11 protein-coding genes are annotated in these 15,466 nt (G+C 74.9%); 3 read left to right on the top strand and 8 right to left on the bottom strand.

Annotation, left to right across the window (positions count from 1 at the left end; all coding sequences use genetic code 11):
* Window positions 1-86 precede the first annotated feature (86 nt).
* The 6 genes from AB0D49_RS23275 to AB0D49_RS23250 form a co-directional block, all read right to left on the bottom strand.
* Window positions 87-2,216, bottom strand: coding sequence for an FUSC family protein (locus AB0D49_RS23275; RefSeq protein WP_362760481.1), 2,130 nt, complete (start codon window positions 2,214-2,216; stop codon window positions 87-89).
* A 424-nt stretch (window positions 2,217-2,640) separates the two neighbouring features.
* Window positions 2,641-4,092, bottom strand: a complete 1,452-nt coding sequence (locus AB0D49_RS23270; RefSeq protein ID WP_362760479.1) for a carotenoid oxygenase family protein — start codon at window positions 4,090-4,092, stop codon at window positions 2,641-2,643.
* 402 nt (window positions 4,093-4,494) lie between these two features.
* Window positions 4,495-6,939 carry a right-handed parallel beta-helix repeat-containing protein gene (locus AB0D49_RS23265; RefSeq protein WP_362760477.1) on the bottom strand — a complete coding sequence of 815 codons (2,445 nt, stop codon included), beginning with the start codon at window positions 6,937-6,939 and terminating at the stop codon, window positions 4,495-4,497.
* A gap of 152 nt (window positions 6,940-7,091) precedes the next feature.
* On the bottom strand, window positions 7,092-7,694 hold the full coding sequence (locus tag AB0D49_RS23260) for a hypothetical protein (RefSeq protein WP_362760474.1): 603 nt from the start codon (window positions 7,692-7,694) through the stop codon (window positions 7,092-7,094).
* A gap of 425 nt (window positions 7,695-8,119) precedes the next feature.
* Window positions 8,120-8,944, bottom strand: a complete 825-nt coding sequence (locus AB0D49_RS23255; protein ID WP_362760863.1) for an MOSC N-terminal beta barrel domain-containing protein — start codon at window positions 8,942-8,944, stop codon at window positions 8,120-8,122.
* A 51-nt stretch (window positions 8,945-8,995) separates the two neighbouring features.
* Window positions 8,996-9,430 carry a DUF6643 family protein gene (locus AB0D49_RS23250; RefSeq protein ID WP_362760471.1) on the bottom strand — a complete coding sequence of 145 codons (435 nt, stop codon included), beginning with the start codon at window positions 9,428-9,430 and terminating at the stop codon, window positions 8,996-8,998.
* 296 nt (window positions 9,431-9,726) lie between these two features.
* Between AB0D49_RS23250 and AB0D49_RS23245 the strand changes: the two genes are divergently transcribed.
* Window positions 9,727-11,046, top strand: coding sequence for a TerD family protein (locus AB0D49_RS23245; RefSeq protein ID WP_362760861.1), 1,320 nt, complete (start codon window positions 9,727-9,729; stop codon window positions 11,044-11,046).
* A 204-nt stretch (window positions 11,047-11,250) separates the two neighbouring features.
* Here the strand turns inward: AB0D49_RS23245 and AB0D49_RS23240 are convergent, their stop codons facing one another.
* Entirely contained in the window at window positions 11,251-12,444 is a 1,194-nt protein-coding gene (locus tag AB0D49_RS23240) for a glycosyltransferase (protein WP_362760468.1), read from the bottom strand.
* A 39-nt stretch (window positions 12,445-12,483) separates the two neighbouring features.
* Here AB0D49_RS23240 and AB0D49_RS23235 point away from each other — a divergent pair, with 39 nt between their 5' ends.
* On the top strand, window positions 12,484-13,275 hold the full coding sequence (locus AB0D49_RS23235) for an aspartate/glutamate racemase family protein (RefSeq protein WP_362760465.1): 792 nt from the start codon (window positions 12,484-12,486) through the stop codon (window positions 13,273-13,275).
* Between the two features lie 330 nt (window positions 13,276-13,605).
* Window positions 13,606-14,160 carry a hypothetical protein gene (locus tag AB0D49_RS23230; protein ID WP_362760462.1) on the top strand — a complete coding sequence of 185 codons (555 nt, stop codon included), beginning with the start codon at window positions 13,606-13,608 and terminating at the stop codon, window positions 14,158-14,160.
* A gap of 191 nt (window positions 14,161-14,351) precedes the next feature.
* On the opposite strand, the gene AB0D49_RS23225 is transcribed toward AB0D49_RS23230, so the two are convergent.
* On the bottom strand, window positions 14,352-15,368 hold the full coding sequence (locus AB0D49_RS23225; protein WP_362760859.1) for an O-antigen ligase family protein: 1,017 nt from the start codon (window positions 15,366-15,368) through the stop codon (window positions 14,352-14,354).
* Window positions 15,369-15,466 lie beyond the last annotated feature (98 nt).

Here is a 15,466-nt window from a genome sequence, read left to right as displayed (position 1 = left end):
CCCGCCCTGGTCGCCTGTTCCGGTGGTCGTGGGCGGCGTCCGGGATGCCGTTCCGCGTGCGCTCCGCCGGGCCGCCGCTCCCGCCCTCACCCCTCGGCACCCCCGCCGTCCGCACGGGCCCCGGGCCGCGCGGTCACCGTCGTCTCCAGATCCCTGGCCAGCGCGTGCAGCCAGACCTCCACATCGACCAGGAGGGACAGCGCGGCGGGCGGTCCCGTCCGGGCCTCGGACCAGGGCAGCGGGGGCGGATGGAGCGGCGGAACGGCCGCCGGGCGGTCCGCGGCGCGTTCGCCCGCCGCCGCGATGTGCCGGGCGGTCTCCCGGACCCAGCGCTCGGCGCCGGGCGGGAAGGACCGGGCGCCCCGCTCCCGCGGCAGCCAGTACGCGCCCGTCAGCACCCGGGAGCCGTAGTTGAGCGCGGCCAGCCAGTCCGGACCGTCCTCACCCGCGTGCGGAACGGGCTCCGCGCGGTACTGGGCGTACGCCGCCTCCGCGATCTGGAGCCGGTGCAGGGTCACCGGCAGCATCCCCCTGGCGACCTCATCGCCGTGCCCGCCCGTGCCGGTCACGGCGTCCGCGGTGGCCCGTACCAGCGGCCCGGTGGTGCGCAGCAGCGCCGCCACACCGCGCCGGATCTCCGCCCGCGCCCCGGACGGCCAGGCCAGCAGCCCGCACATGAGCCCGATCGCGCTGCCCGTCAGCACATCCACCAGCCGTGCCTCGGCCAGCCGCCAGGTCACCGGCGCGAGCTGCGCGAACGCCAGCGACACCACCAGCGTGAACAGGCCCTGCGCCCACACCGGCCCGCCCACCGGTCCGACCGAGAACGCCACCAGCATCACCGGCACGAGCAGCAGCGCGTACAGCGTCGTCGCGTCGCCCGCGCCGATCACCAGCGCCCCCGCCACGACCGCGCCCAGCAGCGTGCCGACGGCCGCCGAGCGGACGGCGGACCAGGTGGCGCCCGCCGTGGTGCGGCCCAGGGTGAGCACGGCCAGCAGCACCCAGAAGCCGTGCGTGAGATCGAGCGACCCCGCCACCAGCCGGGCCAGCGCCAGCCCCAGCATGGTCCGTACGGCGTTCTGGAACACCACCGAGTGCCGGGTCAGGTTCCCGGTGACGCGGACCAGCCACAGCCGGACGGCGGGCTCCCCGGCGTACCAGAACTGCTCGTGCGGCAGCCCCGGTACGGAGCGGCGGCGGCCCCCGGCCGCGAGCGAGGCGGCGGTCCGCACGGTCACCGCGGCCACCGCGGCGGACAGCACGGTCGAACGGCGCCGCAACAGCGGGTGCAGGGTGCCCTCGGGGCGCCGCTCCGGGAGCCGCGCCCGTTCGACCAGGAACTGCTCGGTCATCTCGACGATCGCCTCGGGACCGGTCGCCGGGCGCCGCCCGCGCAGCAGGTCCGCCGTGTCCGCGCAGGTCGCGGCGGTGCCCCGGAGCAGGCTCTGCGACGGGACGTCGACCGGTCCTGGAGGGATCTCGGTGAGCGCGGCGAGCTGGTCCAGCAGCCGCCGGGTCGCCGAACCGGCCTGCGCCAGCGCCCGGTCCCGGCGCCCCGCCCCCGTGGGACGGCTGCCCCCGGGCTGCTGTGAGAACCGCAGCGCGCGGCCCCGCTCCCGCAGCAGGGCCGCTGCCCCGGCGTCCGCGTCCCCGGGCCCGGTCAGCCGCCGCGCGGCGCCCGCCGCGAGATCCAGCGCCTCGGCGAGCCGGTCGGCGTACGACGGCTGCCACGGCGCGGGCAGCAGCAGCGCCTCACAGAGCGCCAGCGCGGTCGCCCCGACGGCCAGCCCGATGAGCCGCTGGGGCAGCGTGCCGGGCTCGTACGGCGGGAAGCAGGCCAGGATGTAGCAGAGCTGGAGGCCGGGCACGACGGCCGCGAGCCGGGGCGCGCATGCCGCCCCGAACGTCAGCACGAACCCCACCACCAGCATCCCCGCGGCGGCGGCCCAGGTCGCCACCGCCAGCGCGGTACCGAGGCCGATCAGGACGGCGGCGGCGGGCATCGCCCGCAGGACGGTCGCCGCGCGGGTACGGCCGGAGCCCGGCAGCGGCGACAGCGCGCCGAAGGCGATGGCCGAGAACAGCGCGTAGACCGCGACGACCGGCTGCCCGAGCAGATGCTCAGCCGGATAGAACCCGATCGTCGCCGCGACCGTGACCCGGACCGCGCGGCGGACCGCGCCGGTCAGCTCGGGCGACGGCGGCTTCGGCATCGGCGTTCCTCTCCAGGACCGGCTCCTTGTGACCGGCCTCCCCAGAACCGGCCCCGTATGACCGGCCTGCCTATGACCGGTCTCGGTACGACCGGTCTCTCCTCGACCGGTCCCTGATGACCCCCGCCCTTCGAGCGACCGGTATCACGGACGGGCCTTCGTACGACCGGTTCTTCCGGTCCTTCCGGTTCTTCACGACCGGGGACCGTCCCCCGGGTCCCTGCCCGGTGGTCCGGCGGTCCCGCTGCCGGGCGTGTCGGGCGTGTCGGGCCATGGTGCCGGTCGGTCGCGCGGGGGCGGGCCCGCCGCCCCGTCGGGTGTCCCGGGACCGCCCGACCGGCCCACGCGCGGACGGCGGGTCCAGGCGCGCTCGTCTTTGCGGGCGTTCAGGCGACCGGCCTCCGCGCGGACGCCGGTCGCCGGGTCACTCCTCGGTCGGGAGCCACACCCCGTGCAGCCCCAGCGGCACCCGGACCGGCACATGGACCTCGGCGACCGGACCCCGCTCCGGGTCCCGCGCGTCCAGCACCAGCAGACGGCTGGTGCCGTCGGTGCGGTCCGTGGCGAACGTCAGCCAGAAGCCGTGAGCGCCGTCCCGTGTCCCCGGCACCGGGGCGAACACCGGCTCGCCCACCGAAAGGTCCCCCGCGTCCCACAGCAGGGTCGACACGCCCGAGCCGCCGAGGTCGTACCAGCGCAGCGCGTCGTACTCGCCGTACAGCAGGTCCCTGCCCCGGCCGCTGTCCGCCGCCACGGCCAGCCACCGGTACGGCCGGGACAGCTCCCGGTCGTCGACCCTCGGGAACTCGACCGGCGCGTCGTCCAGCCGCGTACGCCGTACCGTCCCGGCGGCCGGGTCCACCACCGCGCGGGTCAGCCCATGACCGGTCTCCAGCGCACCGTCCGCGTCGGGACCGTCGCCCAGGGCCAGCGCGGGCCACTGGACGTAGTCCAGGACCACCCGTCCCGCACCATCGGCGGGGTCGGCCGGGTCGTCGTAGGCGTTGACCGTGTGCCAGACCCAGAACGCCTCGTCGGTGGCCCAGCGCACTGGTCCGCCGTCCCGGGGGATCAGCGCGATCCGGGTGCCGCGCTCGGGCCGCCAGGCGAGGAGGGAGCCCCCGTTCATCGCGGCGTCGAGCGTGAAGTACGCCGGGGCGAGCACCAGCACCAGATACCGCGCGGTGAGCGCCATGTCATGGATCATCTGCGGCTCGTCGGCCCCCGGCACCGGCGTGGGCCCGCGCCGCACCGCGCCATCGGGTCCGAGCAGCGACCAGGTCAGATACGGCGGCTCCAGGGCGTAGCAGAACACCGCCATCTCCCCGGTCACCGGGTCGGTCTTCGGATGCGCGGTGATGCCCGCGGGCAGCCGCCCACCGAAGGTCTCCTTCCCCAGGGTCGCCAGCTCCGGGCTCAGCCGGAACGGACAGTCCGACTCGGCGAGCGCCAGCAGCCGCCCCGCGTGCCGTACGACGCTGATGTCCGGCAGCGGTTTCAAGGTGTGCGCGAGGGACGCGTCCACGTCGTCCGTGTCCGGTGTGATCAGCGACTCCAGACCGCCCCACAGGGCGTGTCCGGCGCGCTCCTCGGCGCGCATGGCCGGGGTGCGCACGAACCGGTTGCGATAGCGGGCGCGGCCCCCGGACAGCCAGACGCCATGGACCATCCCGTCCCCGTCGATGGGGTAGAGGTAGCTGCCGATCGGGGTGAAGCGGGGGTTGGGGCCGTTGCGCAGGAAGACCCCGTCGAGGTCCTGCGGCAACTCCCCGGAGATCTCCAGATCCACCGCGTCGACCTCGTCGGTGACGGGGGCGAACCGTCCGTTGAGGTGCGCCACGCGGGTCGGGTCGAAGGCGGCGGTGGGTGCGGTCATGGGAGCCTCCCGGCGCCGGGTGCCTGCCCTTCCAGTCAAGTACCGCCCGAGCCTGTCCGCCACTTCGCGGGCGGGCGCTGGGCGGGCGGCCCCTCGCGGTGTGCGGTGGCTACGGGGATGCGTTCTCGGCGGCTCGCGGTGGCTGCGGGAATGCGTTCCTGGTGGCTCGTTGTGGCTGCGGAACCCGTTCGCGGCGGCTCGTGGGGCCTGCTGGACGAGTCCACGGCGGCCCCGTGGGGTCTGCGGGACGCCTCCACGGCGGCTGGTGGCTCTGCGAGACGCGTCCACGGCAGGTCACGGACTCCACGGGACGCGTTCGCGGTGTCACCGGAGCCCGGTCACGGCAGCCCCCGGCGTCACCGCCGCGCGCTCATGGCAGCCCAGGGTGTCACCGCCGCGCGGTCACGGCAGCTCCGGCAGGTCCTCCGCGAACAGCAGCGACAGATCGTCCGTGCTGGGCTCCGCGAGCTGCGCGACCCGGCTCGCGTGCCGCTCGACCATCGCCTCGAACGTCTGCCGCGCGGTGCGCCCGTTGCCGAAGGCCGGTCCCTTGGGGATCTGCGCGAAGTACGTCCGCAGCGCCTCGGGCGCGCCCTCGGCGAGCTGGTACTCGTGCTCCTCGGCCTGCTGCCGCACGATCCTCAGCAGTTCGTCGGGGTTGTAGTCGCCGAAGGTGATGGTCCGCGAGAAACGGGACGCCACGCCCGGGTTGACGTTCAGGAATCGCTCCATCTCCGCCGTGTACCCGGCGACGATCACCACGACCGCGTCCCGCTGGTCCTCCATCAGCTTCACCAGCGTGTCGATGGCCTCCTTGCCGAAGTCCCGGCCCGCGTCCTCCGGGGACAGCGCGTACGCCTCGTCGATGAACAGGACCCCGCCCCGGGCGCGTTCGAACGCCTCCTGGGTGCGGATCGCCGTCGAGCCGATGTGCTCGCCGACCAGATCGACCCGGGACACCTCGACCAGATGCCCCTTCTCCAGCACCCCTAGCGAGGCGAGGATCTCGCCGTACAGCCGGGCCACCGTCGTCTTGCCGGTGCCGGGGGAGCCCGTGAAGACCAGATGCCGTTTGACGGACGCGGCCTTGAGGCCCGCCTGCTGGCGGCGCCGGCCGACCTCGATCATGTCGGTGAGCGCGCGCACCTCGCGCTTGACGCTGTCCAGGCCCACCAGGGCGTCCAGTTCGCCGAGGACGGCCTGGGAGGTGCGGGAGGGCTTCTCCGGCTCGGGGGGCGCCGCGGCGGCTGGGACCGGGTCGGGCTCGGCGGTGCGCTGCCCGGGGATCGCCCCCAGCAGTCCGGGCGTACGGACCGCCGACTGCCGCACCACCGGCTCGGCCGCCGCCGGACGCACTCCGCCGCTCTCGTCGCTGGTGCAGTCCTCGACGACGGGACCGCCGCCCGCGCCGTCCGCTCCGGCGTCCGCGAACTCGTAGCCACCGCGCGCACAGCGCTCCGTACGGCACTTGCGCAGGGTCGTACGGCAGCCGTCTATGACATGGAAGCCGTAGCCGCCGCTGCCGGTCACCCGGCAGCCGGTGAAGCTGCCCCGGCCGCCCGCGGACACATAGAAACCGGCCTCGGCGGGGGAGTCGACCGTGCACCGCTCGACGGTGGGGTCGGCGCCCTTGGTGACGATCACGCCGGTCTGGGTGCCGGTGATCGTGCAGTTGCCGAGCGTGCCGCCGCTGCCGTGGTCACGGAACCAGGCGCCGGTCGCCGCGTCCCGGATGCGGCAGTCGTCGAGCTGCGCGGTGGCGCCGTCGCTCACCGACACCGCCGTGTTGCGCACCTGGGACAGGTCGCTGTCGACGACGTCCGCGCGGGAGCCCCGGTCCAGCACGAACAGCGCGTCCGGCACATCATGCACCCGGCACGAGTCCAGCACGGCCGTGGCGCCGTCGCTCACCCACACCGCCGGGTAGTCGCCGGTGGAGTCGAAGATCTCGCACTGGTTGGCGTCCACCCGGGTGCCCGGGTCCCACACCGACAGCCCGTTGCGGCCGAACTGGCGGACACTGGTCCGGGTCAGCGTGAGCACCGAACGGGAGCGCAGATCGACCGCGTTCTCCGGGATGTCGTGGATACGGCAGTCGGCCAGGGTCAGCACCGCGTCGGTGTCCAGGGTGACGCCGTCGGCGGTGGTGCGGTGCACATCGCAGTCGGTGAGGTGGGCGGTGGCGCGGGCGGTGATCTGCACGCCGCTGCCGCGCACCTCGTAGACCTCGCAGCCGACCGCCTCCAGCGCGGAGTTCTCCCCGGTGGCCGTGAGGCCCGCGCCCGACGCGTGGTGCACCCGGCAGCGGTCCAGCCGTGGATGCCCGCCGCCGCGCACGGCGATCCCGGCCTGTCCGGCGGCGACCACCTCGCACTCCTCGAACACCCCGCCCCCGCCGTCGAGCACGGCGATGCCGATGCCCGCCGGGTTGTCGACCGTGCACCGCCGCACGGTGGGCCGGGCGCCGCCGCGCACCTCGATCCCGGACGCGGAACGGGTCACCACCCGTACGTCCGTCAGCTCCGGCGCGCCCTCCTCGACCAGCAGCGCGGGCGCGGCGGAGTCCTGGCCCTCCACGAGCAGGTCCTGCACGACCGCCGAGGCCCGCACGGTCAGCGGCACTCCGTCCACGGGGGCGATGCGCACCGAGCCGGGGGAGCCCTCGGGTCCGCGCAGTGTCACCGCGCGCTGCACCACGAGATTCTCCCGGTAGGTGCCGGGGGCGACGGTGAGGACGTCCCCGTCGGCCGCGGCCTCCAGGGCGGCGGCGAGCGAGGTGTACTCACCTGTGCGGCGCCGCCACCGCGAAGTGCCGGTGTGCGTCACCTGGACCGTGCCCTGTGCCATGGCGGTGTTCTGCCCCCACCTCGTCGTACGCGGGTTTGATGCCGAAGGGTTCGGCCGGACCACCGTAGCGTGCGCGCGGGTGGTGGGTTGACCAGAGCCGGAAGGCCGCCGAAGGGTGGCCGGACGGTGGCCGGGAGGGTGGCCGGAGGGCGTCAACTGCCGGTACCGGTACGGCCCCAGTCCGGGCCCGCGCGCTGCCACGCCCGGTCCCAGTGGTCGTAGCGGCGTCTGACGAGCCGCCACAGGAGCAGGCGTCTGCCGCACTCCAGCAGACCGGCGACCGAGAGGGCCGCGCCCAGCCCGGCCAGTACGGCATGTGTACCGGCCGTGGCGGAGTCCAGCGGCCGGGCGACGGTCCGTCCGGCCAGGTCGGTCCAGAGCGGGAACCGGTCGCCGGGCTCGGGGGCGGTCAGCCGGGTCAGCGCCGGGCCGCGGTGCTCGCTGCCGTCGGGCGCGGTCCAGTCGGCGAGGACTCTGCTGCGGGTGTCCGAGGCGGCGGCCTCGGGGTCGATGTCCAGCACGCTGCGGTCCAGTTCCCGCACCACCGTGGCCGTCACCTCCGCCCGGGATGCGTGCTGTTCGGCGACCGACCGCTCCAGGGCGTCCTGCGCGGCCGTGCCCGCCAGGACACCGAGCGCGGGCGCCGTCACCAGGATCAGCAGCAGAGCGGACAGCGCCAGCCAGGACTCCAGGAGATCGGTCGTGCGGCACAGCGGATTGTGCCGCCAGCGCCATAGACCTCGGATCGCTCGCACCGTTCGGCACCCCCTTCCCCGCTCCGTGATAACCCGGCGTGGCGCCCGGCGCTGAGCGGACCGGACCAAGAGAGAGCGAAATCACCCCGGCCGGAACTCCGCCGACCCCCGGCTCCCTCGCGCCACTGGGCCCGCACGGGCCCCTCGCCCCTCCAACGGACGGAGCACCGGCGGGGGTTCCCGTGGGCGGGGAGTGCGCGGGGCGGGGGGCGGGGCGGGAGTGCGGTGAGCGGGGTGCGGCGGCAGAGCGCGGGTGATGTGGCGGGGCGGGGAGGGGGTGCGGTGAGCGGGTGCAGAGCGCGGGTGATGCGGCGCTGCGAGGAGGGGGGAGGGGCATGAGGGGGGTGCCGTGATCGGCCCTGAGCGTGGCAGGCGCCCGCCCCGCCCCTCCCACCGCTCCTACCACGGCCCGGGGCTCAGCCGGCTCAGTCCAGGACGCGGACCGGGTCGCCCACCCGGATCGTGCCGCGGTCGAGCGGCACCAGATTCTGGCCGAAGACCAGCTTCCCGCCGATCCGGCGATGACGGCCGAGACTGAACAACGGCTCCTTGCCGCGCGCCGAGGTGACCTGGTCGGTGGTGGTCACCACGCACCGCCCGCACTTCTTCGCGACCCGGAACCGCACCTGCCCGATCGCCAGCCGGGACCAGCCGTCCTCGGCCCACGCGGGCGTACCGGCGACCACCGCGTTCGGCCGGAAGCGGTTCATCGGCAGCGGGCCCTCCGCGGCGTGCGGGCCGTCGGCGATCAGCGTGTTGAGCGCGTCGAGGGACGCGCTGGACGTGAGCAGCAGCGGATAGCCGTCGGCGAAGCTCACCGTCTCGCCCGGCAGCGCGAACTCGGGGTCCACGGGGCGGCGCACCGCCGGATCGTCCATGTGCACCAGACGGACGTCGGCGCCGAGGAAGGCGGTGCACCACGCGTGCGCCCGGCCGTCGGCGAGGACCCCCTCCACCTTGTCCCGGAAGATCTCCAGCGTGACCGTCGCGGTCGGCTCCGGGACCGTCACGGCCAGCGGCTCCAGACCGGGCGCGGACAGCAGGATCCCGCCATCGGGCAGCGGCTCGGCTGCGGCCAGCGCGAGGCGCGGCTGCTGCCGTTGGGTGACGACCTTTCCCCCGTCGTCGATCAGCACCCAGCGTCGGTCACCGGCCGGCCCCCAGGGCTCCACCGTGTACTCCGGCAGCGCGACGCCCCGGAGCGCCTTGACCGGATGTATGTGCAGCGACAGCAGTCGCGCGTTCCCCACGTTCCCCATACGGCCATCGTGCCAGGCGGCACCGACAACCGGCGGCGGGAATCAGTACCCGCGGTACTGCTGGTTGTTGTACGGGTCCTGGTAACCGCCCGGGGCGGCGGGCCGCGGGGCGGCCGGGCGCATCGCCTCGTACCCGGTGACACCGGGAGCGGCGGGGCGGGGCGGCTGCGGCTGCGGGCCCGGGTAGCCGCGCGGCGCGGTGGCCTGCTGCGGGATGTACGCGGCGGGCGCCTGCTGGAGCGGGGCGGGCTGCTGCGCCTGCGGGTAGCCGTAGAGGGGCTGGGAGGGCGCCGCCGGGAGGGCGGGCAGGGCCGGCGGCAGCGCGGGCAGGTGGCTGCCCGTGTCGTACGCGGCGGGAACCCGGATCGGGGCGATCTGCGGAGTGCCCCGCTCGGCCACGAGCGAGTCGTAGATCGGGGTGTCCGGGAAGGAGGCGGAGTAGTAGCCGCCGCCATAGGTGGAGCGGGGGGAGGTCATGGCACATAAGTTAAGCCCACGATGTGCTGGTTGTGGAGACCGATAAGAGGGTTGATTTCCGTGTCGGCAGTGACTCCGGATCGCCAATGCGAGCGAACTTGGCAAAAAGGGGCGGCACGGCGCGTTCGAATCGTGTAAAGGCTCAGTTCCCTGCGGGTTACCGGCGGTTGACCACGGGGCCTTCATCTCCTCCGGACGGGCGTTTCGCGCCACCGGGGAATAGGTTGGTCGGACGGGAACCAGTGACGTCCGGCGCGCCGTGCGGCGCCACGCACAGGATGGGGGCGGACATGTCCATGTCGAAAGGGTCGAACGTTCCGGTGCCGGCCACGGCGCTGCGGGTCGAGGTGGGCTGGCGCTCCGGCCCCGGGGTGCCCGACGCGGACGCCTCCGCGCTGCTGCTGGTGGGCGGGAAGGTGCGCTCGGACGCCGACTTCGTCTTCTACAACCAGGCTGCGCACGCCTCGGGCGCGGTCCGCCACGAGGGCAAGCGCACCGCCGGGGACCGGGTCACCGACACCCTGATCGTGGACCTCGCGCGTGTGGAGCCCGCCGTGGAGACCGTGGTGCTCGCCGCCTCCGCCGACGGCGGCACCTTCGGCCAGGTGCCCGACCTCGCCGTGGAGGTCCGCGAGAGCGGCCGGGACTCCGTGGTCGCCCGCTTCGACAGCACGGGCGCCACCGTGGAGACCGCCTTCGTGCTGGGCGAGTTCTACCGCCGCCAGGGCGCCTGGAAGTTCCGCGCCGTGGGACAGGGCTACGACCGGGGCCTTGAGGGTCTCGCCACGGACTTCGGCATCAGCGTGGACGAACCCCAGCAGCCCGCCCCGCCGCCACCGGCCCCCGCCCGTCCGCAGCCCGTGGCCACCTCGCGTCCGCAGCCCGCGGCCCCCACCCGCGCGCAGCCCGCCGCCCCCGTCCGTCCGGCGGTCCCGCCCGCCGCCGCGCCGTCCGCCCCGGCGGCGCCTTCGCGGCCGGTCAGCCTCAGCAAGATCACCCTCACCAAGTCCGCCCCCGCCGTGTCGCTGAGCAAGCAGGGCGGCACCTCGGGCGCCCTCCGCGTCAACCTCAACTGGGAGGTGCGCAAACAGTTCAAGGGCTGGGGCAGCAAACTCGGCCGCGCGGTCGCCATGCACGCGGACCTCGACCTCGACCTGTGCGCCCTGTTCGAACTCTCCGACGGCACCAAGGGCGTCGTCCAGTCCCTGGGCAACGCGTACGGCGCCCTGGACCGGCCGCCGTTCATCCACCTCGACGGCGACGACCGCACCGGAGCGGTCAGCAGCGGGGAGAACCTCACCGTCAACCTCGACGCCCAGCGGTACTTCCGCCGCATCCTTGTCTTCGTCACCATCTACGAGGGCGCCCGCTCCTTCGCCGACCTGCACGCCACGGTCACCCTGACCCCGCAGTTCGGCGCGCCGATCGACTTCTCGCTGGACGAGTGCACCATCCCGTCCACGGTGTGCGCGCTCGCCCTGATCACCCACAGCGACGGCGAACTCATCGTCCAGCGCGAGGCCCGCTACCTGGTGCCGGAGCGGGGCGTCAGCCCCCAGCGGACCGTGGACCACGCGTATGGCTGGGGCATGAACTGGACGCCGGGACGCAAGTAGCGGCGTGGACGCCCGTCCTAGGGAGCGGGTCCGGCGCGCAGCGGGTGCTGGGCGGGTGTGGCCGGTAGGTGTGTCCAGTGGGCGCGCACAGTAGGTGTGTTCCGTAGGTGCGCACCGTGGATGTGTTCAGCGGGTGTGCTCAGCGAGCGTGTTCACCGGGTGAGCACCGTGGATGCGCTCTGCGAGCGTGTCCAGCGGGTGTGCTCAGCCCTCCTCGGGCACCGCCCCGGGACGTGCGTAGGTGCGGCCCTTCCAGGCCGCGCCGCGTCCCCGGTAGTGCTGCACCGCCGAGTCCACCGTCATCAGCAGATACAGCAGCGCCGTGAACGGCAGCACCGGGGCGAGCCAGAGCGGCTGCGCGTAGTAACGGAGCATCGGCACATACGTGCCCGCCATCACCAGCCATGCCGCCGCGCCCGGCAGCGCGAGGGCGATGCCGCCGCCCGCCATGCCCACGACCACCGCGACGGGCGGCACCAGATAGACGAAGGTGAGTCCGGCGACCGTCCCCGCCAGCAGCAGCGGCTGATGCCGCAACTGGGCGTAGGCACTGCGCGAGACCATCCGCCACAGATCGCCCAGCCGGGGATAGGGACGCACGCTGTCCACCCGGTCGGCCAGCCCCAGCCAGACCCGCCCGCCGCCACGCCGCACCGCGCGGGCGAGCGCCACATCGTCGATCACGGCGTGCCGGATGGTGTCCGGGACTCCCGCGCGGTCCGCCGCCGCCGCGCTCAGCAGGACACAGCCGCCCGCCGCGGCGGCCGTACGCGAGCCCTTCCGGCCGATCCACCGGAACGGATACAACTGCGCGAAGAAATAGACGAACGCGGGCACCACCAGCCGCTCCCAGCCGCTCGCCACGCGCAGCCGCGCCATCTGCGACACCAGGTCGTAACCGCCCCCATGGGCGGCGGCCACCAGCTCCCGCAGGCTGTCCGGCTCATGGGCGATGTCCGCGTCGGTCAGCAGCAGGAACTCGGGTCCCCTGGCCCGCGCGAGCGCCATGCCGTGCCGTACCGCCCACAGCTTCCCGGTCCAGCCCGCGGGCGGCTCGCCCGGCGCGTCCACGGTCAGCGCCAGACCGCCGCATGTGCGCCCGATCCCCCGGGCCAGCTCCCCCGTGCCGTCCGTACTGCCGTCGTCCACGAGGATCACCTCGGCCCGTCCCGGATACTCCTGCGCCAGCAGCGAGGGCAGGCTCAGCGGCAGCATCCCCGCCTCGTCCCGCGCGGGGACCACGACACACACGTACGGCCAGCTCTCCGGGTCCCGGCGGGGCGGCAGCCGGACATCGGTGCGCCAGAAGAAGCCCCGGCACAGCAGCAGCCACAGCCAGGCGGCGAGCGATCCGACGGCGATCCAGGCGAAGGCGGTCACCCGCGCAGTCTGCCCCACGGCACCGGTCCGACACGGCCCATCGTCTATCGTGGCCGGGTGAAGATCGCGCTCATGGACTCCGGAATCGGCCTGCTGGCGGCGACCGCCGCGGTACGGCGCCTCCGCCCCGACGCGGATCTCGTGCTCTCCCTCGACCCCGACGGCATGCCCTGGGGTCCCCGCACCCCGGAGGACCTCACCCGGCGCGCCGTGGACGTCGCCCGCGCCGCCGCCGCGCACCGTCCCGAGGCGCTGATCGTCGGCTGCAACACGGCGACCGTGCACGCGCTGCCCACCCTGCGCGACCTCCTGGAGCCCGGCCTCCCGGTGATCGGCACGGTCCCCGCCATCAAGCCCGCCGCGGCCTCCGGCGGCCCGGTCGCCATCTGGGCAACCCCCGCCACCACCGGCAGCCCCTACCAGCGCGGACTGATCGGCGACTTCGCCGACGGAGTCACCGTCACCGAAGTGCCCTGCTGGGGACTTGCCGAGGCGGTCGAGCACGCCGACGAGACGGCGATCGACGCCGCCATCGCGTCCGCCGCGGCCCTCACCCCGCGCGAGGTACGGACCGTCGTCCTCGGCTGCACCCACTACGAACTCGTCGCCGACCGCATCCGCGCCGCCCTGCGGGGGCCCGGCAGGGCGCCGCTCGCCCTGCTCGGCTCGGCGGGCGCGGTGGCCGCGCAGGCGCTGCGCCGGATCGGCGCCGGACCCGCACCTGGAGCGGCCCCCACCGGTTCGGTGACCGTGCTCCTGAGCGGACGGACGGGCGCCCTCCCGGGACCCGCGCTCGCGTACGAGGAGGGCCGCCTCCTCGGGGCGGCGGCTCCCGCACGGCTGCCCTAGGGCCTGTCGTTCGGATCATCCCGGCGCTTCGCGGGGTCTGGCACGCCCTCCTCCAGAGGGGGTACCCCCAGCCGCGTTGCCGTCAGTCCCTGACGTCCCCCAGCCTTCGACCGGGGGTACCCCCACCGCGTCGACTCCCTCCTCCGCCTTGCAGCTGCACGCACCAGACCCCGCTCGGGGCAGCCGACAAGGCACCGCGGCCGACGGCCGGGATGATCCACACGACAGGCCCTGGCGCGCGGACAGGCCCCGGCGGGGCCGCCTCCGTCCGGAGCAGGCGCCCCGTGCGCGCGGGTACCCGCGGAGCGAAACGTGAGTAGTCTCGATGGCATGAGGGACCACCCCCACAACGCGCCGGACGCGCCCGAAGCGCACCCCGATGTCTGGACCGGCCACGCCACCAACCGTGTGCAGTGGCTGCTGGCGCTGGTCGGCGCCGCCTGTGTGGCACTCGGAGTCCAGCTCGCCGTCGACTCGGCGTGGACGTCCGGCTCCGCCCCCCTCGTGATGAGCGTGGTCGGCTGCATCGCGGCCGGTCTGCTGGTCCTCTTCGGCACCCTGGCCTTCGTCAGCGTGGCCCTGAAGGTCGACAAGGACTCCCTGGAGGTGCGCTGCGGCCACATCGGTGTGCCGCGCCGCCGTATCCCGCTGTCCCATGTCGCCGGTGCCGACTTCGTCGCCCATGTGACGCCGCGCCACTGGGGCGGCTGGGGCTACCGCTGGCGGCCCGAGAAGGGCACGGCCGTGGTCGTGCGCCAGGGCGAGGGCCTGGTCCTGCGGCTGTGGGACGGACATACGTTCACCATCACCGTGGACGACGCGGAGGCGGCCGTCCGGGTGATCCGCGACCGGCTGCGGGCCGCCACCGCGGACACGGCCCACTGAACCGGCTCCGGCCTCCGTCTCTCTTTCACCGGGGCCTGATGTGGCCCGCTCCCTTTCACAGGGCCTGACGTGGCCCGCGCTTCTTCATGGGTCCCGATGCGGCCCGGTTCTGAAGGGTCCAGGTGCGTCGGTCCTGATGCGCCCGTTCCGATGTGCCCGTCCTGGCGCGCCGGTCCCTCACATGCCCTCGCTCACCCGTTCGGCCCATCCTGTGCGAACCGGCTCCCGCGCGGTCCCTTCCCTCCCGCCGACCCGGCCGGGTCGGACAGCGGACGGGCGGTCGCCAGACCGGCCAGCAGACCCGCGCCCGCCGTCACGGCGGTGAAGCTCAGCGCGTTGCCCACCGCCGCGATGGCCGCGACCGCCGTCAGCGCCGCCCCGGCGGTCAGCGCCACCGGGGTCGGCCGCGCGGTCCGCCACAGGGCGCTCAGCACCCAGCAGAACGCCGCCGCCAGCAGCGCGACCCCGATCACCCCCTGCTCCGCGGCCTGCTGGAGCAGCGCCGAATGCGCCTTGCCGTCGGACGGCAGGGGCCCGCCCGCGGCCGGGCTCAGCTCGCCGAACCGGCCCGGTCCCACCCCCAGCAGCGGCTCGCGCTCCAGCAGGGCCAGCGCGTCCCGCCACAGCTCCACCCGGCGCGGGGTGAGCTGCCCCTCCAGCGACGCCGCGAGCCCGTCCGGCAGCGACCGCGCGGCGACCGCCCAGGTGGCCGCCGTGACCCCGGCCGCCGCCAGCGCCAGCCCCGCGACACCGGGGCCGCGCCGCCGCATCCGGCCCGCCGCGAGCGAGGCCAGCAGCACCACGGCGCAGGCGGTCGCGCCGGTCACCGAGCCCAGCGCCGCCGCCGTGAGCGCCGCGGCGACGGCCGTCAGCCGCAGCAGCAGCCGGACCGCGGGCGCCGACGCCGCCCAGGCCGCGCAGCAGGCGGCCCCGGCGGACAGCGTCAGCAGCGCGGCGGTGGCACCCAGATGGCCGAGCGGAGGCCCCGGCTGCGGACCGGGCGTGAGTTGCGGCACGGTCAGCGGGAGGGCGATCCCGGCCAGCGCGGCCATCGCCGGGGCGGCCACCGGCAGCAGGGCCCCGGTGATCCGGCCCGCCGCATGTCCGGCGGCCACGGCGAGCACCGCCAGGAGCGCCCCCTCGGGCCGCCCGCCATGGACGGCGGCCGTGATCAGCGACCAGAGCGCGCAGCCGGCCAGGATCGCCATACCGGCCGCGTCGGACCCGCCGCGTCTGTCGTCCTCCGCCGCCTCCCCGGCCGCGGACACGCCTCTCGTGGACCCCACCCGTCCCCCCGGACCCTCTC

Origin of the sequence: Streptomyces sp. NPDC048290 (assembly GCF_040652095.1) — a bacterium.
GTDB lineage: Bacteria > Actinomycetota > Actinomycetes > Streptomycetales > Streptomycetaceae > Streptomyces.
This window is presented reverse-complemented; position numbering and strand designations above follow the sequence as displayed.

Coding starts and splice junctions, on each gene's coding strand:
- AB0D49_RS23275 (WP_362760481.1), bottom strand. CDS start 2,216: ATGCCGAAGCCGCCGTCGCCCGAGCTGACCGGCGCGGTCCGCCGCGCG.
- AB0D49_RS23270 (WP_362760479.1), bottom strand. CDS start 4,092: ATGACCGCACCCACCGCCGCCTTCGACCCGACCCGCGTGGCGCACCTC.
- AB0D49_RS23265 (WP_362760477.1), bottom strand. CDS start 6,939: ATGGCACAGGGCACGGTCCAGGTGACGCACACCGGCACTTCGCGGTGG.
- AB0D49_RS23250 (WP_362760471.1), bottom strand. CDS start 9,430: ATGACCTCCCCCCGCTCCACCTATGGCGGCGGCTACTACTCCGCCTCC.
- AB0D49_RS23245 (WP_362760861.1), top strand. CDS start 9,727: ATGTCGAAAGGGTCGAACGTTCCGGTGCCGGCCACGGCGCTGCGGGTC.
- AB0D49_RS23230 (WP_362760462.1), top strand. CDS start 13,606: ATGAGGGACCACCCCCACAACGCGCCGGACGCGCCCGAAGCGCACCCC.
- AB0D49_RS23225 (WP_362760859.1), bottom strand. CDS start 15,368: ATGGCGATCCTGGCCGGCTGCGCGCTCTGGTCGCTGATCACGGCCGCC.